Source organism: Marihabitans asiaticum (assembly GCF_007828725.1).
GTDB lineage: Bacteria > Actinomycetota > Actinomycetes > Actinomycetales > Dermatophilaceae > Marihabitans > Marihabitans asiaticum.
Map to the genome: position 1 here is coordinate 716,970 of NZ_VIUW01000002.1, position 19,413 is coordinate 736,382.

Below are 19,413 nucleotides of genomic sequence, written 5' to 3' on the forward strand. Positions count from 1 at the left end.
CCGGGCACCTTGTCCGGATCCTCGGCATCTGTGCTTGACCCTCACGCGACGTGAGGCGGCACCGTTGAGTCATGACCACGTCACGAGGCGCGCAGACTGCTCTCATGGACGGGGCGCTGACGGTCGGGCAGGTCGCCGATGAGCTCGGGGTGACGGTGCGCACGCTGCACCACTACGACGAGCTGGGGCTGCTCGTCCCCTCCGGGCGCAGCGCTGCGGGCTACCGCCTCTACACGGCGGAGGACCTGCAGCGTCTCAGCTCGATCGTCCTCTACCGGCGGCTGGGCTTCGGCCTGGAGCAGGTGGGCGAGCTGCTGGTGGCCGACGGCGCCGCGCGGATCGAGCAGCTGCGGCGGCAACGTGACGAGGTCAGGGCGAGGTTGGCACAGATGACCGGCCTCGTCGACGCGATCGAGCACGCACTGGAGGCAGAGATGACGCAGCGACCCGCGACGACGGAGGACCTGAGGGCGATCTTCGGCGACGGCTTCGGCGAGGAGTATCAGACCGAGGCGCAGGAGCGCTGGGGGCACACCCCGCAGTGGGAGCAGTCCCGGCAGCGCACGGCGCACTTCACGCCGGGACGGTGGCAGGAGATCAAGGACGAGACCGAGGCGCTGGAGCAGGCGGCCGCCGCCGCGGTGCGCGAAGGGGTGGACCCGGACTCACCGCACGGGCGAGAGATCGCCGAGCGGCACCGGGAGAGCATCGAGGTCTTCTACGACTGCAGCCACGAGTTCCAGGTCGGGCTGGCCCAGATGTACCTCGCCGACCCGCGCTTCACCGCGCACTACGACGAGCGTCAGCCCGGCCTCGCGCAGTGGCTGCACGACGCGATCGTCGCGAACGCCGCTCGCTGAGCGACGCTACTCGGCGCGGCCGGCGGCGGTGGAGTCCCCACCGCCGTCGGCCTCGAGGTCGGGCGCCGGCGCGTCGGCCTCACCGCCGCGCGGGTCGAAGGTCTCCCCTTCGCCTCGGTCGGCATCGGTGACGACCCGACCGGAGCCGTCCGGGGCCTCCTCGACCTCCTCGGTGTACTCGCTGATGTGGTCGACGTACTCCGGCTGAGTCTCCGGGGAGGTCACCGCCTCGTTCTCCTCGTACGGCTCGTCGTGCGGGTCGACCTGGTTGTCGCGCTCGTCGCTCATGGCTCGATCCTGGCAGCCCGCCGACCTCCCCAAGGCGGCAGGCGGCACCCCCTTCGCCTCGAAGTCGCCACCTACCACGCAGTCCTGGCTGTGATCACGACCAGTACTGCGTGGTAGCGGGCGAAGGGGGGCGAGGCGGCTGGGGCATCCTGTCTCGGTGAGCTTCCTCCCCCTGCGCACCGAGCGACTCTCCCTGCGCCCGCACCGCAGCGACGACGCCGGCCCGCTCCTCGGCTTCTACCGCAGACCGGAGGTGGCGCGGTACCTGCTGCACGGGCCGTGGACCGAGGACATCGCCCGCGAGCGGGTGACCCGCCGGCTGACCCGCACCGGCGTCGACGGGCCCGAGCGGGCCCTCTCTCTCGTCGTCGAGCACGAGGGGCGGGTGATCGGCGACGTCGCGCTGTGGGCCACCGACGAGACGGGGGCGAAGGGGGAGATCGGCTGGGTCTTCGACCCGGCCGCCTCGGGCCGGGGCTTCGCGACGGAGGCGGCGCGGGCGGTACTGGACCTGGGCTTCCAGCGGTACGGGATGCACCGGGTCAGCGCGCAGATGGACGCGCGCAACACCGCCTCGGCGCGGGTGTGCGAGCGGCTCGGCATGACCGGCGAAGGGGTGAGCCGGCAGGACTGGTGGAGCAAGGGCGAGTGGACCGACTCCCTCCGCTACGCCGAGCTCGCGAGCGACCACCCACGCGACCACGGCGACGCGATCGTCGTCAGCGCGGTGATGCTGCCCGACGCCGGCGGCCACCTGCTCACCGTGCGCAAGCGCGGAACGACCCGGTACATGAACCCCGGCGGCAAGCCCGAGCCCGGCGAGGACCCGGCGGCCTGCGCGCTCCGCGAGGTCCGTGAGGAGCTCGGGCTGGACCTGGACCCGCAGCGGCTCGAGCTCGTAGCGGTCCGGCGCACCACCGCCGCCAACGAAGCTGGCCGACCGCTGCTCGCGACGGTCTACCGGCACCCGCACCTCGCCGGGTCACGCCGACCGGAGGTCACTCCCGCCGCCGAGATCGACTCGGCGCGCTGGGTCGACCCGGAGCACGCCGGCGACGACGACACCCTCGCGCCGCTGCTGCGCGAGCTGACCGCCGGAGGCCTCAGCCGAGCGCGAGCTTGACCGCGATCGCCACCATCACGACGCCGATGAGCACGTCGAGAACCCGCCAGGTCGAGGGGCGGTCCAGTGGACGGGCCAGCGCCCGGGCCCCCAGCCCGAGACCGACGAACCACAGCAGCGAGCCGAGCATCGCCCCGCCGGCGACGACCCACCGCTGGTCGCCGTGCTGGTTCGCGACGTTACCGAGCATGAGCACGGTGTCGAGGTAGACGTGCGGGTTGAGGTAGGTCAGCGACAGCGTGGTGACCGCCACCGACCCCAGGGTCCGCGCGGCCGGTGCATCACCGGCGTGCAACCCCTCGGGCTTCGCCGCCGAGCGGAAGCTGCCGAGCGCGAACCACAGCAGGTAGGCCACCCCACCCCAGCGCAGCACCTCGAGCACCCACGGGACGTGCTCGACGACCGACCCGATGCCCGCGGTCCCGGCGGCGATGAGGAGGGCATCGCTCACGGCGCAGATGAGCACGACGACGCCGATGTGCTCGCGGCGGATGCCCTGGCGCAGGACGAAGGCATTCTGCGCGCCGATCGCGACGATGAGGGCCAGGCCGGTGCCGAGGCCGGTGAGGAAGGCGTCCACCGGCGCACGATAGGGGCAGGCGCTCCCCCTTCGCCGTCGTGGTCAGCTGCCGGGCAGCCGGGTGACGCTCACCCAGTCGGTGGACCCGCTCGCCCGCTCCAGCTCGGGCAGGGTCAGCTCGACCGCGCTCGCCGCGTCGCCGCACGCCGGGTACACCGTCTCGAAGCGGCGCAGCGACTTATCGAGGCAGACCCGCACCCCGGCGGCCACGGCGAAGGGGCACACCCCGCCCACCGGGTAGCCGATCAGCTCGGGGGCCTGGTCGATCCCCAGCATCGATGCCTTGGCGCCGAAGGTCGCCTTGAACGCCGGGTTGTCCACCCGCGCGTCGCCGGCGACCACGACGAGCACCGGCGCGCCGTGGACGAGGAAGGTCAACGACTTCGCGATCCGCTCCGGCGCCACCCCCACGGCCGCGGCGGCCTGATCCACCGTCGCCGAGGGCACGTCGAAGGTGAGGATCCGACCCTCCAGGCCGAGACCGGCGAGGTGGTCGCGGGCGCGCTCGAAGCTCATCGCTGCTGCCTCCACGGGAAGACGAAGGGGGATGGACGGACCTACCGTACGAGTCCACCCTCGGTGCATCCGCGGGAAGAACGGGCGCCTGTGATGAGGTTGAACCCCGTGCACCGCCCCCCGACCAGAGATGAGTGACCCATGAGCAGCCGCAGCATCCGCCCCGGCCTCTCCGGCGCGCTGACCGGCCCGGCGAAGGCCGCGATCGGCACGAGCATCGCCGGCGGAGCCCTCGGCGCGCTCGGTCACGCTCCCGACCGCCTGAGCCACCTCTTCCACCGCCGCTTCCCCGCCGTCGCGGTGACCGGCATGACCGGGGTCGGCAAGACCCGCCTCGCTGACAAGCTCGCCCGCCGCAGCGCGACCCTCGGCACCGAGGATGTCGGCTCGGCGACCATGGAGCGGCGCACCCGCAAGAGCGCGAAGGGGAGGGGTTTCCGCTTCCGGGTCGTGCCCGGCGACAACGCCGCTACCCGGCTCGGGGCGCTCGACGAGGTCTTCCATGACGACCCGGTCGACGGGGTGCTGCACGTCGTCGCCTACGGCCACGCCACCCCGCGGCGGCCCGCGGGCACGACCGGTGGGGCGAGCGCCACCCGCGAGGAGCTGCTCGTCGCCGAGCTCGAGGACTGGTCGATCACCGCGCACCGGGTCGCCGCGATGGCGGTCCGCCGCGGCAAGCCGATCTGGCTGGTCGTCGTCGTGACCAAGGCCGACCTCTACGAGGACGAGGTCGAGGAGGCGGTGCGCTACTACTCACCCGGCAGCGGATCCCCCTTCGCCGCGAAGATCGAAGAGCTGCGCTCGCTCGCCGGCGGTGCCCGGCTCTCCGTCGACGTCCTGCCGATGAGCACCGACGGTGGGATGACCAAGGAGCGGATCGCCGCGCTGGAGTCCCGCATGGCCCAGCTGAGCGGACATGTCTGAGCGGACCGGCGAGCCCGCGATCCGCGCGAAGGGGGTGCGAGTCAGCCGGGGTGGGCGCGAGGTCCTCCACGGCCTGGACCTTGAGGTCGCGGCCGGGTCGGTCATCGGGCTGATGGGCCCCTCAGGGTGCGGCAAGACGACTCTCATGCGATCGATCGTCGGGGTGCAGCGGATCGACTCCGGTGAGCTGACGGTGCTCGGCCGCTCGCCGAGCGACCCCGCGGTCCGTCACGAGATCGGCTACGTCACCCAGGCGGTCAGCGTCTACGGCGACCTGTCGGTGCGGGCCAACGCCGCCTACTTCGCTGCGCTGCAGGGCAGCAGCCGCGCCGATGCCGACGAGGCGATCGCGACCGTTGGGCTGGCCGATCTGGCCGACCGTCCGGTCGACCGGCTCAGCGGCGGCCAGGCCAGCCGCGCATCCCTGGCCTGCGCTCTCGTCGGGTTACCACGCCTGCTTGTCCTCGACGAGCCCACCGTCGGCCTGGACCCGGTGACCCGGGAGGACATCTGGACCCACCTGCGCTCCCTCGCCGAGCAGGGCGTCACCCTGCTCGTCTCCAGCCACGTCATGGACGAGGCCGCCCGGTGCGACAGCGTGCTGCTCATGCGTGAGGGGGACCTGCTCGCCCACCTCACCCCCGCCGAGCTGCTCGAGCGGGCCGGGACGACCAACGCCGAGGACGCCTTCCTTACCCTTATCCGCGAAGGGGGAGAGCGGTGAGCCCGCGGATCTACCTCGCGACGACCGGCCGGATCCTCGCCCAGCTGCGTGCCGACCACCGCACGGTCGCGCTCATCGTGGCCGTACCGGCGCTGCTGCTCACCCTGCTCTACTTCGTCTTCAACGACGAGCAGCGCTTCTCCCCCATCGCGCTGATCATGCTCGGCATCCTGCCGATGCTCGTCATGTTCCTCGTGACGAGCGTGGCGATGCTGCGTGAACGCACGAGCGGGACCCTGGAGCGGCTGCTCACGACCCCGCTGCACCGTGCCGATCTCGTCGTCGGCTATGCCACCGCCTTCGCCGTGGCCGCCCTCGTGCAAGGGCTCGTTCTCGTCTCGGTCGCGCACTGGGGTCTGGGCGTGGAGACCGCCGGGCCGCTGCCGTGGGTGCTGCTCGTGGCCGTCGTCGGCTCGGTCGTCGGAGTCGCCACCGGGCTGCTGGCCAGCGCCTTCGCCCGCACCGAGTTCCAAGCGGTGCAGTTCATGCCGCTCTTCATCGGACCGCAGATCTTCCTGTGCGGCCTGCTGGCGCCCCGGGAGAGCATGCCCGAGCTGCTGCAGCGGGTCTCCGACGTGCTGCCGATGACCTACGCGGTCAAGGGGCTGCAGGCGGTCGGGTCGCAGGGCGACCCGACCGGTGACGTGCTGCGCAACGTCGCCATCCTGGCCCTCTTCGCGGTCGGGGCGCTCGCCCTCGCCGCACTGTCCATGCCTCGACAGACGCGCTGACGACCGCGGTCACAGGGTCACCGTGCGAGGGTGAGAGTCATGGAGTGGGGATTCGACAACACATTCGCCCGCGACCTGCCCTGGCTCGGTGTGCGGGTCGACCCGGTGCCGGTGGCTGACCCCACCCTCCTCGCCCTCAACGAACCGCTCGCCCTCGACCTCGGGCTGGACCCGCAGGCGCTGCGCGCCCCCGACGGCGTCGCGGTGCTCGCGGGCAACCAGATCGCCCCCGGCTCGGAGCCGATCGCCCAGGCCTACGCCGGCCACCAGTTCGGTCAGCTCAGCCCGTTCCTCGGTGACGGCCGGGCGCACCTGCTCGGGGAGGTGGTCGACGAGCACGGACACCGTCGCGACATCGCGCTCAAGGGGTCAGGGCGCACGCCGTTCTCCCGGGGCGGCGACGGCCGGGCGGTCGTCGGGCCGGTGCTGCGCGAGTACCTCGTCGGGGAGTTCATGCACGCCGTGGGCATCCCGACCACTCGCGCGCTGGCAGCGGTCGGCACGGGCGAAGCCGTGCTGCGCGAGCGTCCGCTACCCGGAGCGGTGCTTACCCGGGTCGCGTCCTCGCACCTGCGGGTTGGGAGTCTCGTGCTCGTCGCGACCCGTGGCGGCCGCGAGCACCTGGAGGCGGTCGTCGAGTACGTCCGCGCCCGTCACTACCCCAGCCTGCCTGAGCGCGACCCGATGGCGTTGCTGTCTGCGATCGTCCAGCGGCAGGCCGAGCTCGTGGCGTCATGGATGTCGGTCGGCTTCATCCACGGGGTGATGAACAGCGACAACATGACCCTCTCCGGCGAGACCATCGACTACGGCCCGTGCGCCTTCCTCGACGCCTACGCCCCCGAGACCCACTTCAGCAGCATCGACCACACCGGGCGCTACCGGTACTCCGCGCAGCCGGCGATGGCGCAGTGGAACCTGACCCGCCTCGCCGAGACCCTCCTCCCGCTCGCGGTCGGTGAGGACGGCGCGAGCACCGATGCGGTGGTCGCCGACGCCCAGGCGCGGGTCGAAGCCTTTGCCCCCGCCTACGAGCGGGCGTGGCTGGATCGGTTCCGCGCCAAGCTCGGGCTGATCGGTGAGCGGGAGGATGACCGCGCCCTCGCGGAGGACCTCCTCGAGATCGCGAAGGGAGGTGGCCTGGACCTTCCTGGCCTCTTCCGGGACCTCGCGGCCCGGCTCCGGGGCGAGGAGACCCCCGTCTTGGACCGGCTCGCCGGCGACCAGACACTGACCGACTGGAGCGGTCGGTGGTCGGCGCGGGTGGGCGACCCGCAGGCGGCAGCGCAGCGGATGGACCGGGTCAACCCGCTCTACATCCCCCGCAACCACCTCGTCGAAGAAGCCCTCGCCGCCGCCCACGCAGGCGAGCTCACCCCCTTCGCCGACCTCCTGGAGCGGTTGCGCTCCCCCTTCGCCCCCGTGCCTGGGGGCGAGCGCTACGCCGAGCCGGCCGACCCGGGGTTCACCAGCGGCTACGTCACCTTCTGCGGGACCTGACCCCAGGGTCAGCGCGCGGGGTCGATCGTGCTGACCGGGTCGAAGAACTCGTGGAGCACCGTCTCGGACTCCCTGGACCGCTTGAGCGTGATGCCGTCGATGTTGATCCGGGCCTGGCGGTAGAAGCTCGGCTCGAGCTGGGTCCAGTGCGGCGTCGAGGTGTCGATAGGGAAGAAGTACCGGAATCCGTTGCGGCGGAAGTAGTCGAACTTCGGGTTGCCCGGCGAGTACGGTGACGCGCCGCCGATGTCGGCCCCGAAGGCGAAGATGAGCATGTCGGTCTTGCCGGTGATCGGTGCGATCTCCTGCTGCCAGCGCTCGTTGTCGGCCTGCAGCACTCCGACGGGGCGCTCGGTGGCGTTCAGGTGCCCCCACGTGTGCGAGGCGAACTTCCACCCGGCCTTCTTCATGGCGGTCGCGGTCGTCCTCGCCTCCTTGATCGCGGCGCGGGTCTCGGGGGTGTCGCCGTACTCCCGCACCGAGCTGCGGTAGCCGAGCACGCCGTTGTAGCCGGTGAGGGCGATCGTGCCCTTGGCGCCCTGATAGCTGAAGTCGGGGTTCTCCTCCACGAAGTCGTCGACGACGGTCGAGACGTCGTACGCGCCGACGTGGGTCTTCCCCTTCGCGTCGGTGTAGTGGTTGCGCACCCGGCCGTCCTTGTCGACGAACAGATCGGTGGCGAAGCCGGCTCCGTCCATGTACTCGTAGTAGCTCACGTCGTCGATGGACAGCACGAACGGCTTCTTGCCCGGCGGCAGCGTGATCGTGGTGTAGGCCATCGTGCCGTCGGCGTCCTCGGCGGCGACCTGCTGCGGGTGGACGAGCACGTAGCCCCGCTCGTGCATCTGCTCCAGCTGGGCCTCCAGCTCGGTCTTGGTCACCATGTAGTCGCGGTACCCCTGCGCCATCGGACCGGTGAAGGCACGCTCGGGGTCGATGACGAGCGAGTGGTAGAAAAGGTGCGAGATCTGCGCGTTGTCCTTCCACGCCCGCGCCTTCGCGCTCTTGGCCCGGACCCGAGCCAGGGTCCGATGGGCCTTCGGCGAGCGCAGCTGCTCGAGCTGCTCGATCGCACCGGCGTAGTCGTACTGGGCAGCCGCGAGCCGGGCGGTCGCAATGGCGTCGCTCTCGCGTTCCTCGATGCTCGGTGAGGTCGCCGGGGCGCCGCCGTCCTCGCCCGCGCCGTCCTGGGATCGCCGCTCGGAGGTCACGGGCTCGTCCTGGTCGAGCCCGCCGAGGATCACCCACCCGCCCGCTGCACCGCAGGCGAGCGCTACCAGCGCGGCGGCAGCGGTCGCTCTCAGACCACCGCCCCTACGACCCGACCCCTTCTGCGCCATCACGTGCCCCCTGAACGCCGCTCGCTACTACACCTGCCACTATCGAGCGCTCGCGCTTCGTGCGCCAGCCGACAGGCCCCGCGGTGAGCAAATCCGTGATCATCCGGGAGTCGGTCAGCGGCGGGCCGGGGGCGCGAGGGTCGGCGCGGCGACTTCGCAGATCCCCGGGGAACCTCAGACGAACGGTCAACCCCAACTCGACCCACCCCTTCGCAGATCCCCGGGGAACCTCAGACGAACGGTCAACCCGGACCCGGACGTCAGCCGAAGGTCAGGCGTGCTCCGCGGTGTAGCTGAGCTTGAGCTGGCCCTTCTTGGTGCGCACCCGGGTGATGGCCAGCCCGGCCAGGTCGGCGGTGCTGCGCACGTGCGTCCCGCCGCAGGGGTCGGTCTGGACTCCCTCGATGGTTACCCGCCGAACCCCTTCGCCATCCACCTCGGCCGAGTAGGGGAGGTCAGCCGCCACAAGGCGGCGGGCCCGGTCGAGGACCTCCTCGACGAGCGCGGCCTTGCTCTCCTCGTCGGTCGGCAGGGTCCCGCCGTCGACGTCGTAGAGCAGGAAGGCCTGACCAGGAGTATGGCTTAGCCCGATGTTGGTGAAGCCGAGCGGCAGCACGCAGGCGTCGAGCAGGTGACCGGCCGAGTGCAGCGCTGCGTGCTGACGCCGCACCTGCAGGTCGATCGCGACGTGCACCGACCCACCGACCTCGGCGCGGGCCTCGTCGTCCTCCGGTGCAAGCCAGACGATGCCCGCCTCGTCCTTGCTGACCGTGGCCAGCCGACCGTCGACGCGCACGACGTCGTCGGGCTGACCTCCCCCCTTCGGGTGGACGATCCCGTCCCGCACCGCCAGCGCGGGCCCGGGATCCTCCCTGGCGGCGACCACCTCGGTGTCGACCTCGGTGAGGTAGGTGTCCTCCCAGTAGCGACGGCGCTGCTCCATGATCGCCATGAGATCACCGATCGAGCAACGAGGCCATCTTCTTCGCGACGAGGTCGGTGGCCCGGCGCGGCGTGAGGCGGGACATGACATCCAGCGCCCTAGCGTCCTTGCCGATGACGACCCGGTAGGTGCCGTCCTCGACCGCTGCGATGATCTGCGCGGCGGCGTCGGCGGCCGTGGTCATCGACGTCGGAGGCGCTTCAGCCTCCGGGCCCGCAGGGCGACCGGGCAGGTCGACGCCGGAGTTGGTCGTGATGTCGGTGGCGACGCCGCCGGGGAAGACCACGGTGACCGCGACGTTCGTACCGCGCATCTCGGCGTACAGCCCCTCGGTGAGCAGCTTGACCGCGGCCTTGCTCGCGCCGTAGACGGTCTGCCCCGGCACCGGCGTGAAGCCGCCCATGCTCGAGACGTTCACGACGCTCGCCTCGGGCCGCGCGCTCAGCAGCGGCAAGAAGGTGGTGCACGTGTTGACCACGCCCCAGAAGTTCACCGCCATGACCTGCTCCATAGTCGAGCGCTCAAGCTCGGCCAGCGGGACGAACGGCTGGATGATGCCGGCGACGTTGAGCAGCCCGTCGACGTGCCCGTGTGACGCCTCGACCGCCCCAGCCAGAGCGCGCACGGCCTCGATGTCGGTGATGTCGCAGCGGTGCGTGCTCAGGCGGTCGCCGACCGCCGTCAGGCGGGCCGTCTCCGCCAGGCCGTTGATGTCGACCGCGGCGACCCGTCCCCCCTTCGCGAGGAGTGCCGCGACCACCTCGCGGCCGATGCCGTTGCCACCCCCGGTGACCACGAAGACCTTGCCCTCGATCCGCATGCCCTCTCCTTCCCTCGCCTTGACGCCCACGGTAGTCCTGCCCACCGGTCTGGCAGCGGCGGCTTCTCCCGAGGCGACCGTTCGTCTGAGGTTCCCCGGGGATCTGCGAAGGGGTCGGCCGAGTCCGGGAGACCGTTCGTCTGAGGTTCCCCGGGGATCTGCGAAGGGGTGGGCCGAGTCGAGGCGACCGTTCGTCTGAGGTTCCCCGGGGATCTGCGAAGGGGTGGGCCGAGTCCGGGCGACCGTTCGTCTGAGGTTCCCCGGGGATCTGCGGTGGTTACGGTGAGGGCATGCTGCTCGCGTTCTCCGTCGCCCCGGCCACCACAGACGACCCCGACGGCTCGGTCAGCGAGGCCGTCGCCGAGGCGATCCGGGTCGTCCGGGCGTCAGGCCTGCCCTACCGGCTGGAGTCGATGTTCACCACCATCGAGGGCGAGTGGGCCGAGTGCTTCGAGGTGGTCCGACAGGCCACCGAGGCGGTCCAGGCCCGCAGCCCCCGGGTCTCGCTCGTCATCAAGGCCGACATCCGTGAGGGCCACACCGGCATGCTCACCACGAAGGTCGAGCGCGTCGAGCGGCACCTGGCCGACGACGGCTGAGATCAGTCGACCTCGAGCTCGCCCATCGGCCCCCATCCGTCGCCGTCGACCTGCTGCGAGACGATCTGCGGGGTCGCGGCGAGGTACTGCGGGAACTCCCGCTGCATCCGCGCGAAGTGCTCCGAGCTGACGTGCGCCTCCGCGGCGTCGTCCTCGAAGGCCTCGATGAGCACGTACTCGGTCGGGTCCTCGACGCTGCGCGACCACTGGAACCACTTGTTGCCCGGCTCGGCACGGGTGGCCTCGGTGAACTCGCGCGCGATCTGCGGCCAGTCGTCGGCGTGCTCGGGCTTCACCGGGAACTTCACGTTGATGAGGATCATGCCCCCACTCTGCCAAGCATGACGGCCGCGGAGGATGATGGGGGCATGGCTGAGTGCCCACCCCGCACCGTCGCGATCGTCGGAGGTGGGGTCGCCGGCATGACCCTCGCCGCCGCGCTCGACCCCGAGCGATTCGCCGTCACGGTGTACGAGGCGGCACCAGAGCGGGCGGTCTACGGCGGAGCCTTCGCCGTGTGGCCCGCAGCGCTGCGCGCGCTGGAGCGGATCGGGGCGCGCGAAGGGGTGGAATCGGCCGGCCACCCGCATCCCACCGGTGCGCTGCGGGACATCACCGGGACGACGATGCTCACCCTGCCCTCGCCGGGGATGACGCTGGTGCCGCGGGGACGACTGCTCGCCGTGATCCGCGAGCACGTCCCGAGCCAGGTGCAGCACGTCCGCGCCGAGGTGGGCGACCCGACCACCCTCACCGAGGACGTCGTCATCGGCGCCGACGGCGTGCGCAGCCGGGTCCGACCGCTCGTCGCGGGAGGTACCGCCAGGCGGAGGTCCTCGCCCTTCGTCACCCTGCGGGGCATGGCACCAGGCGAGCCGCCGAAGGGTCAGGACGGCGAGTACTGGGGGCCGGGCTTCCTCTTCGGCATCGTCCCGGCGGCCGGGGGGACGTACTGGTTCTCCGGTCACCCCAGCGCCATCGGTCCCGAGCCGCTCGACGCCACCGAGGTCGCGCGCGACGCGCTCACCGCGCTGCCTGCCACCGCCGCCCCCCACCTGCGTGAGCGGCTCGGCGAGGTGGCCGAGAAGGCTCCGCGCGGGGTCGTCGCCACCCGCCTGTGGTCGGCTCCCCCGCTGCGCCGGTACGTCCGCGGCCGCTACGTCGTCATCGGCGACGCCGGGCACGCGATGCTGCCCAACCTGGGCCGGGGCGCCTGCGAGGCGATCATCGACGCGGTCACCCTCGCCGAGGCGCTTCGGGACGAGGAGCTGCTCCGCTGGCAGCTGCGCCGGCTCGCCCCGACCCAGGCGATGCGCATCGGCGCGGCCGCGATCATGCGCGGCGCGACGAGCCGGCGGCTCACCCCCGCCCGTGAGGCCGTGCTCAGCGGCGCAGGTCGGGTGACCGGCACACGCTGACCCCGAGCAGGTCAGCGCGACCGGTACAGCCGCTCGATCGCGTCGGCCCGGGTGCGCTCGATCGAGTGCCGCCGCAGCTTGTGCGTCGCGGTGAGCTCGTCGCGCTCCTCGGTGAAGTCCTCGGTCAGCAGCCGGTAGCGGCGGATCCCCTCTGCCCGCGACACCTGGGCGTTGGCCTCGTCCACCGCCTGCTGGACCTCGGCTCGCAGCTCCTCGCCGCGGCACAGCTCGGCCAGCTCACGCTCCCCCAGCTCACCGCCGGCCTCCGGCACCAACCCCTTCGCCTGGGCCCAGTGCCGCACCGCCGGCTCGTCGAGGGTGAGCAGCGCCCCGATGTACGGCTGCCCCTCGCCGACGACCATCGCGTTGGCGATGAGCGCGTGGGAGCGCAGGGCGTCCTCGAGCGGTCCGGGGACGACGTTCTTACCGCCGGCGGTGACGATGATCTCCTTGGCTCGCCCGGTGATCCGCAGGTAGCCGTCATCGTCGAGCGACCCCAGGTCGCCGGTGCGGAACCAGCCGTCGGCCAGGGCCTGCTCGGTCGCCTCCGGGTTGCCCCAGTACTCGTCGAGCACGACCTCGCCGCGCAGCTCGACCTCCCCGCCCTCGGCGATCCGCACCTGCGCACCGGCGATCGGACGCCCGACGGTGCCGACCCGCTGGCAACCCGGGCCGTTGACCGTGATCGCCGCGCAGGTCTCGGTCAGGCCGTAGCCCTCGTACACCGGGACCCCGACCCCGCGGAAGAAGTGCGCCAGCCGCTCGCCGAGCGCCCCACCACCACTGATCGCGTAGAGACACTCACCGCCCAGGGCAGCGCGGACCCGGGCGAAGAGCAACCGGTCGAAGAGGGCGTGCTCGGCCCGCAGCCGCAGCGACGGCTCCGTCGCGTCACCGAGCCCGTCACCCCCCTTCGCCTCGCTCCAGGCGATCGCCACCCGCTCGCCGCGGCGGAAGACCTCGCCGATCACCGGCCCGCCGTCGTGCACCGCCTTCTTGCGGATGCCGTCGTGGACCTTCTCGAAGACGCGGGGCACCCCGAGCACCAGGTGCGGCGAGAACGACCCGAGCCGATCGGTGATCGACCCGAAGTCGGACCAGAACCCGACCGTGGCCCCGCCCTGGGCAGCCGTGTAGGTCACCGCCCGAGCGAGGACGTGCGCCATCGGGAGGAACATCAGCAACCGCTTGCCCGGTCCGGCCGCCTCCCCGATCGGGTGGTCGAGCAGCGCGCGCACCTCGGCTGCGAGGTGCCGGTGGGTGACCACGACGCCCTTGGGCCGCCCGGTCGTGCCGGAGGTGTAGACGATCGAGGCGAGCGTGTCGAGGTCGACCTCGTCCCGGCGGCTCTCGACATCGGCGGGGTCGAGGTCGCGGCCGCGCCCGCGCAGCTCGGCGACCGCCCCGTCGTCGAGGACGAGCACGTCGACCTCGAGGTCGAGCCCCGCCACCAGCTCGGCCTGCGCCGGGGTCTCGACGATGACGACCCTGGCGCCGGAGTCCTGCAGGATCCACTCCACCTGCAACGCCGACGAGGACGGGTAGATCGGCACCGTGGCGGCACCGGCCGACCAGATCGACTCGTCCAGGAGGAGCCACTCGTAGCGGGTGTCGCTGAGCAGGGCCACCCGGTCGCCGGCCGCGACACCGGAGGCGATGAGCCCCTTCGCGGTGTCGACGAGGTGGCTCAGGTGGTCTCGCGCGGTGATCGGCTGCCACCCCTCGCCCTCGGGTCGGCTGAAGGAGTGGTGCTGCGGATCCTGCACGGCGATCCGCCACGGGCGAAGGGGGAGAAGGTCGGCCGGCTCGAGGGCCAGCGGACCTCCGTCAGCGATCTGCGTGGTCACGACTTGACCTCCTGGAGAGCTGTGATTGCTCAGGCGCAACTTCTACCGGTGTAGAAATATTGTCGCACGCAGCGCGCGGCGTGCTGGTCCGGGAGGTCCGTCAGGGACCGGGGGCGAAGGGGGGCCGAGCCCGCCCCCCCCTTCGCCCTCACCTCGGTCCTTACGAGCGCAACGCCTGCGCCAGCTCCTCGAAGTGGCCGACGAGGGAGTCCATGTCCTCCTGGGTGTGCGCCAGGGAGACCAGCCACTGCTCGTCCAGGCCGGGAGGGGTGAGAACGCCCCGGTTGACTCCCCAGAGCCAGGACAGCTCGGCGGCGGCGAAGTCGGTGGCCTTGTAGTCGCGGTAGGTGCGCACCGGAGCGGTCGCCCAGGTCGTGCACCCCTTGACGCCCATGCCGACGGTGTGCGCGGGCAGCTCGAAGCGGTCGATGATCCCGTCGATCTTGTCCAGCGAGGCGGTGTTGATCGCCTCGGCCCCGGCCAGGGCCTCCTCGGTGCACAGCTCGTCGACCGCCTCGGCCGCCGCCATGACCAGCGGATTGCCGTTGTACGTGCCGAAGTGGTCCATCCGTCCGTCGACGACGCACTGCATGACCTCGGCGGTGCCGCCGAAGGCCGCGAGCGGGAGGCCGCCACCGATCGACTTCGCCAGGGTGATGAGGTCCGGCTTGACGCCCATGCGCTGGGCGGCGCCGCCGTGGCCGGCGGTCAGGCCGGTCTTGACCTCGTCGAAGATCAGCAGCGAGCCGGCCTTGTCGCAGGCCGCCCGCACCCCGGCGAGGTAGCCCTCGTCGGGCAGGACGATCGCGAGGTTCTCCACGACCGGCTCCATGACGACCGCGGCGACCTCGTCGCCGTGCTCGGCAAGCATCTGCTCCAGGTACGGCAGGTCGTTGTAGGGGACGACGTGCACCGTGCCCGCCTCGACATCGAAGGGGACCTGCGGGACCGGTGCCTCGGCGGGACCGATGTCGGCCAGGTCGGGCTTGACCGAGACGCACAGGCCGTCGTAGCCGCCGTGGTAGCCGCCCTCGATCTTGATGATCGCCTTGCGCCGGGTGTAGGCGCGAGCGGTGCGGATCGCATACATCGTGGACTCGGTGCCCGACTGGGTGAAGCGCAGCATGTCCAGCCCGAACCGCTCCTGGTAGCGCTCGGCGACCCGGGTGGCCGTGGGTGACGGGGTGACGAAGAGGGTGCCGACCTCCTCGAGGGCGTGCTGGACGCGCTCGACGACGGTGGGGTTGAGGTGGCCGACGAGCATCGCCCCGAAGCCCATCGACATGTCGAGGACGCGCCGGCCGTCGACGTCGTAGAGGTAGGCGCCGCGGGCCCGCTCGATCGAGATCGGGTACGGGTCCCAGTGCTGGAACGACGAGGTGACACCGAGCGGGAGGGACTTGCTGGCGCGGGCGTTGTGCTCCCCGGACTCGGGGGTGTCCTTGGTGAACCGCTCCCACTCCTGCTCGAGCAGGGACGCGACCTTGCTCGGATCCAGGGGAGTGGAGCTGGACGGGACCCTGCGCCGGGTGGCCGGGTCCGGTGCCGGCCAGGCCCGGGTCGAGGTTCCGTCGGTCATGTGATCGCCTCCTGACGAAGGGGGCCGAGTCGGTCGACGTTTCCGCAGCCCCGCGGGTCCGCCCATCATGGCTGATGAGAGGTGACCTGAGCCACCACGAGGCCCGAGCGTTTCCCCTCAAGACTCCTCGGCCCCGGACTAAGGAGGCACACAGGTCCAGGTCAGCGGCTTGTGACCTGTCCGTGATCTCGTTATGGTGCGACTGTCACGAATCATCGTGGCCGTCGCCGGGGAGCCGAGTCCTGCCGCCTCGACGACGCCCCTGTATCACTGCGGCAGGAGCGGGGAACCCACGTTCGTGACCAGCTCGCCTGGTCTTGGGGTGAAGCCGGCCGCTCTTGAGCGGCGGGCGGGGTGCTCCACCCCAACCCGACAGCTCACCTCGCAGGCGCTGGAGACATCGATGACCTTCTATGCCGGGCGCCACCGTGCCCACCAGCAGTCCACGTCCGCCCGCCGCACCGCCACCCTCGGTGCGACCGCGGCCGTCGGCCTGGCCTTCCCCCTCATCTCCTCGACCGCCCACGCCGCCCCGGCGACGGCGGCCGTCGCCGCCCCGGCCACCGCGACCGCGCTCGCCCCCGCCGCTCCGGCGGTCTTCTCCGGCATCGTCCGGATCGGTCACCGCGGCAGCGTCGTCAAGAACATCCAGCGCAAGGTCGGCGCGAGCGTCGACGGCGTCTTCGGGCCCAACACCCGCTCGAAGGTCATGGCCTTCCAGCGCCGCAACGGGCTCGCCGTCGACGGCGTCGTCGGTCCCAAGACCGCCTCGCGCATGGGCCTCTCCGGTCGCGGCTCCTCCAGCAGCGGCTCGACCAGCAGCCGCTCGTCCAGCTTCAGCGGGACGGTGCGGATCGGTCACCGTGGCGCCGTCGTGCGGAACATCCAGCGCAAGGTCGGCGCGAGCGTCGACGGCGTCTTCGGGCCGGGCACTCGCTCGAAGGTCATGGCCTTCCAGCGCCGCAACGGGCTCGCCGTCGACGGCGTCGTCGGCCCCAGCACCGCCTCGCGCATGGGCCTGTCGGGCAGCAGCTCGTCCAGCAGCAGCACGTCGGCCCCGCGGGCGTCGCGCTCGGCCAGCCGTACCTCTACCTCCGCTCTGGTGAGCACCGCGAAGAGCCTCCAGGGGATCCCGTACGTCTGGGGTGGCACCTCGCGCGCCGGCTTCGACTGCTCGGGCTTCACCTCCTACGTCTACCGTCAGCACGGCACCTCCCTGCCGCGCACCGCGGAGGCGCAGCGTCGCGCGGCGACCAAGGTGTCCAACCCGGCCCCGGGCGACCTGGTGTTCTTCGGCTACCCGGCCTACCACGTCGGCATCTACGCCGGCGGTGGCCAGATCGTCGACGCCAGCAGCTCCAAGCGCCAGATCACCCACCGCTCGATCTGGACGTCGAACGTGAGCTACGGCCGCTTCTGAGCGAGCCCCCCTCGCCTGACGCGAGCACCCGAAGGCCCCGGACCACCACGGTCCGGGGCCTTCGCCGTCCTCCTCCCCCCTTCGCACCTGCCAAGGCAGGTACCGGTCCTGGGCACCTGCCTTGGCAGGTGCGAGACGGGGGTGGGGTGCCTAGTCGCCGAACCAGAAGCCCCGGCCGCCGCCGAAGTAGTCGCCCAGGTGCATGCCCGAGCCGAAGCCGGTGCGCGACCCGAGGTAGGAGCCGACGACAGCGGCACCCAGGTCGTCCAGCTCGGGCGCGACCACGGTGCCGTCGACCCGCCGGGCCATCGAGTCGACGAAGCGGGCCAGACCCGGGTCCTCGCCCAGCCGGAAGAACGTCGCCCGCGCCCCGAGCCGCCGGGCCGTGTCGAGCTCGCTCACCGTGTGCGCCAGGGTGAGCGGGTGCGGCGGGTAGTCGAAGAAGGACTGCCCGTCCTGCATGAGGTGCGCGGTCGGCTCACCGTCGGTGACGACGAGGAGCACCGGCTGGGCGGCCGGGTGCCGGCGGAAGAACCGGTTGGCCAGCAGCAGACCGTGGTGGAGGTTGGTGCCCTTGTCGTAGTACGCCTCGAGGCCGGTCAGCTCCTCGATCGCCATGGTCCGGGCATACCGGCCGAAGGAGATCAGCGCGAGGTCGTCGCCGCGGAACCGGGTCGTGACGAGCTGGTGCAGCGCGAGCGCGGTGCGCTTCATCGGCACCCACCGGCCGTCCATCGCCATCGAGAAGGACGTGTCGACGAGCAGCGCGACGGCCGACCGGTTCCGGGCCTCGGTCTCGGTGACCTCCACGTCCCGGACGTCCAGGCGAAGGGAGGAGGCCGGGTCACCCCCTTCGCCCACCGTGCGGAGCACGGCATTGGTTACCGTCCGCGGCACGTCCCACGGCTCGGTGTCGCCGAACTGCCACTCGCGGGTGCCCCCGGTCGACTCCCCCGCGGCGCCGGTGTGCCGGGAGTCGTGCTGCCCGGCGCGCGCGGACAGCCGGGAGGTGGCGTCGCGCAGCAACGACTGGCCGAGCAGGCGCATCGCCCGCGGCGAGAGGCGCAGGTCGCCGTCGGAGCCGCGGTGCAGGTACCCGCTCTCGCGCAGCGCCTTCTCCAGGTCGGCGAGCGTCTGCGCGTCGACGACGGCTTCGTCGCCGAGCTGGCGGCGCAGCGCGTCGAGGTCGACGTCGTCCAGACGGGCGCCCTGGTGGGCCTGCGCCAGCTGCTCGGCGAGGGCGTCGAGGTCGGCGAGGTCCTGCAGCGCGCCGGTCCCGTCGCCAAGCCCCAGACCCTGCTCGCCGGAGAAGCGCTCCGAGCCGGACCAGTCAAGGTCGGGGCGAAGGGAGCGCAGCGACCCGTCGAGCCGGTCGAGGGTCTGCGCCAGCTCGGGAGAGCCGAAGGCCTGCGCGCTGAGCTCCATCAGCTCCTGGCGCTGCTCCGGAGTCATCGACGCGAGCATCCGGGCGGCGGCTGCGGAGCGGTCGGCGAGGGCGTCGATCAGCTCGTCGACACTGCTCGGGTCCTCGGGGAAGAAGTCGCCGTGCCGGTCCATGAAGTCGGCGAAGTCCGCGTCGGTGTCCTCGCCCCGGGCATGCTTGTCCAACAGCTCGGTGAGGTCGTCGAGCATCTCCTGCACGCGCTCCCGGTCGGCGTCGGTTGCCGACTCGAGGGCCTGCTTCATCCCGGCGAAGCGCTGGTCGAGCAGCTCGCGGCCGAGCAGGTCCTTGATCTGCTCGTAGGACGCCCGCGCCTCGCTGCTGCGCCAGTCGTAGTCGGCGAGCTCGCTCACCGCGGCCGCCGGGCTGTCCGGCAGCCCGTCGAGCCGCATCTGGGCGAAGGCGCGGTCGGTGTCATCCATGTCCACGTCGCGGGCGAGCTGGCCACGCTCGGCGAGCACCGCCCGCTCGAGCAGCTCGGCGATCTCGGTGAGGGTGCCGCCGAGGTCGTTCTCCTCAAGCAGCTCGCGGCGGCGCCGCGCGACCCGGGCGGCCAGGTCGTCGAGCCCGCGCCGGTCCTGTCCGCCTTGGCGCAGGTACTCGGCCATCGCTCGCTCCGGGGAGTACCCGGCCATGACGTCCTCACCGATTGCCGCGAGCGCCTCGCTCAGGTCGACCGGGGGCGCGAGGGGGTCCGGGCCGCCGCGGTAGCGGCCGTACCGTGAGTCGTGTCGGGGCACGTGGTGATCCCCCCTTC

General features: G+C 71.9%; 19 protein-coding genes and 1 riboswitch. Of the genes, 9 read left to right on the forward strand and 10 right to left on the reverse strand.

Going from position 1 to position 19,413, the window contains the following annotated elements:
* The first annotated feature begins 71 nt into the window (after nt 1-71).
* Entirely contained in the window at nt 72-860 is a 789-nt protein-coding gene (locus tag FB557_RS07975) for a MerR family transcriptional regulator (protein WP_144857054.1), read from the forward strand.
* Between the two features lie 6 nt (nt 861-866).
* Here FB557_RS07975 and FB557_RS07980 read toward each other — a convergent pair whose 3' ends face one another.
* Nucleotides 867-1,148, reverse strand: a complete 282-nt coding sequence (locus tag FB557_RS07980; protein WP_144857055.1) for a hypothetical protein — start codon at nt 1,146-1,148, stop codon at nt 867-869.
* A gap of 157 nt (nt 1,149-1,305) precedes the next feature.
* Here FB557_RS07980 and FB557_RS14565 point away from each other — a divergent pair, with 157 nt between their 5' ends.
* Complete coding sequence (locus FB557_RS14565) at nt 1,306-2,271, forward strand: GNAT family N-acetyltransferase (RefSeq protein ID WP_170236236.1); 966 nt, start codon at nt 1,306-1,308, stop codon at nt 2,269-2,271.
* Here FB557_RS14565 and FB557_RS07990 read toward each other — a convergent pair.
* Together FB557_RS07990 and FB557_RS07995 are read right to left on the reverse strand one after the other, a co-directional pair.
* Nucleotides 2,252-2,851 (reverse strand): LysE/ArgO family amino acid transporter, encoded by a 600-nt coding sequence (locus tag FB557_RS07990; RefSeq protein WP_144857056.1) that lies wholly within the window; start codon nt 2,849-2,851, stop codon nt 2,252-2,254. The two genes, FB557_RS14565 and FB557_RS07990, sit on opposite strands and share 20 nt — an antisense overlap.
* Nucleotides 2,852-2,893: 42 nt before the next feature.
* A complete protein-coding gene (locus FB557_RS07995) occupies nt 2,894-3,367 on the reverse strand; it encodes a YbaK/EbsC family protein (RefSeq protein ID WP_144857057.1) in 474 nt (157 codons plus the stop codon).
* A 141-nt stretch (nt 3,368-3,508) separates the two neighbouring features.
* Here FB557_RS07995 and FB557_RS08000 point away from each other — a divergent pair, with 141 nt between their 5' ends.
* From FB557_RS08000 to FB557_RS08015, 4 genes are read left to right on the forward strand one after another with little or no spacing between them, the layout of a single operon-like run.
* Nucleotides 3,509-4,294, forward strand: coding sequence for a GTPase domain-containing protein (locus FB557_RS08000; RefSeq protein ID WP_144857058.1), 786 nt, complete (start codon nt 3,509-3,511; stop codon nt 4,292-4,294).
* Entirely contained in the window at nt 4,287-5,018 is a 732-nt protein-coding gene (locus FB557_RS08005) for an ABC transporter ATP-binding protein (protein WP_144857059.1), read from the forward strand. Before FB557_RS08000 ends, FB557_RS08005 begins: the two co-directional genes overlap by 8 nt.
* Complete coding sequence (locus FB557_RS08010) at nt 5,015-5,749, forward strand: ABC transporter permease (protein ID WP_144857060.1); 735 nt, start codon at nt 5,015-5,017, stop codon at nt 5,747-5,749. Before FB557_RS08005 ends, FB557_RS08010 begins: the two co-directional genes overlap by 4 nt.
* Before the next feature lie 39 nt (nt 5,750-5,788).
* Nucleotides 5,789-7,249, forward strand: a complete 1,461-nt coding sequence (locus FB557_RS08015; protein WP_144857061.1) for a protein adenylyltransferase SelO — start codon at nt 5,789-5,791, stop codon at nt 7,247-7,249.
* Nucleotides 7,250-7,257: 8 nt separating this feature from the next.
* Here the strand turns inward: FB557_RS08015 and FB557_RS08020 are convergent, their stop codons facing one another.
* The 3 genes from FB557_RS08020 to FB557_RS08030 form a co-directional block, all read right to left on the reverse strand.
* Nucleotides 7,258-8,589 carry a polysaccharide deacetylase family protein gene (locus FB557_RS08020; protein WP_144857062.1) on the reverse strand — a complete coding sequence of 444 codons (1,332 nt, stop codon included), beginning with the start codon at nt 8,587-8,589 and terminating at the stop codon, nt 7,258-7,260.
* A 271-nt stretch (nt 8,590-8,860) separates the two neighbouring features.
* On the reverse strand, nt 8,861-9,532 hold the full coding sequence (locus FB557_RS08025) for an alanyl-tRNA editing protein (protein ID WP_170236237.1): 672 nt from the start codon (nt 9,530-9,532) through the stop codon (nt 8,861-8,863).
* Nucleotides 9,533-9,545: 13 nt separating this feature from the next.
* Nucleotides 9,546-10,352, reverse strand: a complete 807-nt coding sequence (locus FB557_RS08030) for an SDR family NAD(P)-dependent oxidoreductase (protein WP_144857064.1) — start codon at nt 10,350-10,352, stop codon at nt 9,546-9,548.
* A gap of 290 nt (nt 10,353-10,642) precedes the next feature.
* Between FB557_RS08030 and FB557_RS08035 the strand changes: the two genes are divergently transcribed.
* Nucleotides 10,643-10,951 (forward strand): thiamine-binding protein, encoded by a 309-nt coding sequence (locus FB557_RS08035; RefSeq protein WP_144857065.1) that lies wholly within the window; start codon nt 10,643-10,645, stop codon nt 10,949-10,951.
* Between the two features lie 2 nt (nt 10,952-10,953).
* Here FB557_RS08035 and FB557_RS08040 read toward each other — a convergent pair whose 3' ends face one another.
* Nucleotides 10,954-11,274 carry a putative quinol monooxygenase gene (locus FB557_RS08040; protein WP_144857066.1) on the reverse strand — a complete coding sequence of 107 codons (321 nt, stop codon included), beginning with the start codon at nt 11,272-11,274 and terminating at the stop codon, nt 10,954-10,956.
* Between the two features lie 45 nt (nt 11,275-11,319).
* Here FB557_RS08040 and FB557_RS08045 point away from each other — a divergent pair, with 45 nt between their 5' ends.
* Nucleotides 11,320-12,369: an FAD-dependent monooxygenase gene (locus FB557_RS08045; RefSeq protein WP_170236238.1), complete on the forward strand. Its 1,050-nt coding sequence runs from the start codon at nt 11,320-11,322 to the stop codon at nt 12,367-12,369.
* Nucleotides 12,370-12,380: 11 nt separating this feature from the next.
* Here FB557_RS08045 and FB557_RS08050 read toward each other — a convergent pair whose 3' ends face one another.
* Complete coding sequence (locus tag FB557_RS08050; protein WP_144857068.1) at nt 12,381-14,216, reverse strand: AMP-dependent synthetase/ligase; 1,836 nt, start codon at nt 14,214-14,216, stop codon at nt 12,381-12,383.
* Nucleotides 14,217-14,376: 160 nt separating this feature from the next.
* The gene (locus FB557_RS08055) at nt 14,377-15,795 is read right to left on the reverse strand and encodes an aspartate aminotransferase family protein (protein ID WP_144857069.1); all 1,419 of its coding nucleotides are present in this window, start codon (nt 15,793-15,795) and stop codon (nt 14,377-14,379) included.
* Between the two features lie 247 nt (nt 15,796-16,042).
* Nucleotides 16,043-16,201: riboswitch (cyclic di-AMP (ydaO/yuaA leader) on the forward strand.
* Between FB557_RS08055 and FB557_RS08060 the strand changes: the two genes are divergently transcribed.
* Nucleotides 16,199-17,215 (forward strand): C40 family peptidase, encoded by a 1,017-nt coding sequence (locus FB557_RS08060; RefSeq protein ID WP_170236239.1) that lies wholly within the window; start codon nt 16,199-16,201, stop codon nt 17,213-17,215. Its footprint overlaps the riboswitch before it by 3 nt.
* 150 nt (nt 17,216-17,365) lie before the next feature.
* On the opposite strand, the gene FB557_RS08065 is transcribed toward FB557_RS08060, so the two are convergent.
* Nucleotides 17,366-19,396 carry a vWA domain-containing protein gene (locus FB557_RS08065; RefSeq protein WP_144857071.1) on the reverse strand — a complete coding sequence of 677 codons (2,031 nt, stop codon included), beginning with the start codon at nt 19,394-19,396 and terminating at the stop codon, nt 17,366-17,368.
* Between the last annotated feature and the right edge of the window lie 17 nt (nt 19,397-19,413).

What these genes read in the sequence shown, in the direction of transcription:
- FB557_RS07975 (WP_144857054.1), top strand. Translation starts at nt 72, where the DNA reads ATGACCACGTCACGAGGCGCGCAGACTGCTCTCATGGACGGGGCGCTG.
- FB557_RS07980 (WP_144857055.1), bottom strand. Translation starts at nt 1,148, where the DNA reads ATGAGCGACGAGCGCGACAACCAGGTCGACCCGCACGACGAGCCGTAC.
- FB557_RS07995 (WP_144857057.1), bottom strand. Translation starts at nt 3,367, where the DNA reads ATGAGCTTCGAGCGCGCCCGCGACCACCTCGCCGGTCTCGGCCTGGAG.
- FB557_RS08000 (WP_144857058.1), top strand. Translation starts at nt 3,509, where the DNA reads ATGAGCAGCCGCAGCATCCGCCCCGGCCTCTCCGGCGCGCTGACCGGC.
- FB557_RS08005 (WP_144857059.1), top strand. Translation starts at nt 4,287, where the DNA reads ATGTCTGAGCGGACCGGCGAGCCCGCGATCCGCGCGAAGGGGGTGCGA.
- FB557_RS08015 (WP_144857061.1), top strand. Translation starts at nt 5,789, where the DNA reads ATGGAGTGGGGATTCGACAACACATTCGCCCGCGACCTGCCCTGGCTC.
- FB557_RS08020 (WP_144857062.1), bottom strand. Translation starts at nt 8,589, where the DNA reads ATGGCGCAGAAGGGGTCGGGTCGTAGGGGCGGTGGTCTGAGAGCGACC.
- FB557_RS08025 (WP_170236237.1), bottom strand. Translation starts at nt 9,532, where the DNA reads ATGGAGCAGCGCCGTCGCTACTGGGAGGACACCTACCTCACCGAGGTC.
- FB557_RS08030 (WP_144857064.1), bottom strand. Translation starts at nt 10,352, where the DNA reads ATGCGGATCGAGGGCAAGGTCTTCGTGGTCACCGGGGGTGGCAACGGC.
- FB557_RS08035 (WP_144857065.1), top strand. Translation starts at nt 10,643, where the DNA reads ATGCTGCTCGCGTTCTCCGTCGCCCCGGCCACCACAGACGACCCCGAC.
- FB557_RS08040 (WP_144857066.1), bottom strand. Translation starts at nt 11,274, where the DNA reads ATGATCCTCATCAACGTGAAGTTCCCGGTGAAGCCCGAGCACGCCGAC.
- FB557_RS08045 (WP_170236238.1), top strand. Translation starts at nt 11,320, where the DNA reads ATGGCTGAGTGCCCACCCCGCACCGTCGCGATCGTCGGAGGTGGGGTC.
- FB557_RS08055 (WP_144857069.1), bottom strand. Translation starts at nt 15,795, where the DNA reads ATGACCGACGGAACCTCGACCCGGGCCTGGCCGGCACCGGACCCGGCC.
- FB557_RS08060 (WP_170236239.1), top strand. Translation starts at nt 16,199, where the DNA reads ATGACCTTCTATGCCGGGCGCCACCGTGCCCACCAGCAGTCCACGTCC.